This is a genomic window from Clostridium sp. HV4-5-A1G (assembly GCF_900184915.1).
Lineage (GTDB): Bacteria > Bacillota > Clostridia > Clostridiales > Clostridiaceae > Clostridium_B > Clostridium_B aromativorans.
This window is the reverse complement of sequence record NZ_FXYI02000373.1, coordinates 1-736: the sequence shown is the minus strand read 5'-3', so window position 1 is coordinate 736 and position 736 is coordinate 1. Positions and strand designations below refer to the sequence as shown.

General features: G+C 32.6%; 1 protein-coding gene. It reads right to left on the bottom strand.

Annotated features, from left to right (window positions below):
• The coding region (locus tag J5G60_RS18590; RefSeq protein WP_207876660.1) for an RNA-guided endonuclease TnpB family protein at positions 1 to 736 on the bottom strand (736 nt) is incomplete at both ends.

Genomic DNA, 736 nt, shown 5'->3' with positions numbered 1-736 from the left:
TACATCTCCGGGGTATCCAAACCCACTACTGCTGGTATAGATTTCTCTATCCTACACAGATACTTTTTTAATATGTTGTAAGCTCCTACACAGTCTGCATTGTATATTTTGTTATTTTCCTTATATAAGCCCCTGTATTTTCTATTAGATCTTTCGGCATATTCCTTTGATACTTCTTTTGCATTTGGACTGCACTGACTTGAAAAGCTTTCTTCATGCTTTTCTATAGAAATACCTCTATCTTCAGCTTTATAGGTTATTTTATCTGTCAGCCTTTTGTAGAACCATTTATGAAACTTTTGATTATTGACTTTTCCAAAGCTTTTATTTTCACGTATGTTTGTTATATCACCTACAATGATTTTGCATACATTATGTTTTTCAGCTGTTTCTACTACTTTCTTTGCTGCTGTATGCAGTACGTGATTTACCTGCTTGGCTCTTTTCTCATAAAGTTTTCTTACTCTCTTACTTTTCTTCGGGTGTTTTATACCTTTAGAACTTTGCTGTGCATCTGAAATTGACTGATAATAAGATATTTTTTTATCGAAGTACCTATTTATACTTAAAAGCTGTCTTCCTGATATGATGAAGGTTTTTCCTGTTGATATATATGCTGTAATAAGGTTGTTCACCCCCAGGTCGATACCCATGTAAATATCATTATTCTCTTTTAATTTGACATCCTGTTTCTCTACTATGATATTTAAACTATATTTTTTGTTATTTGGCAGGG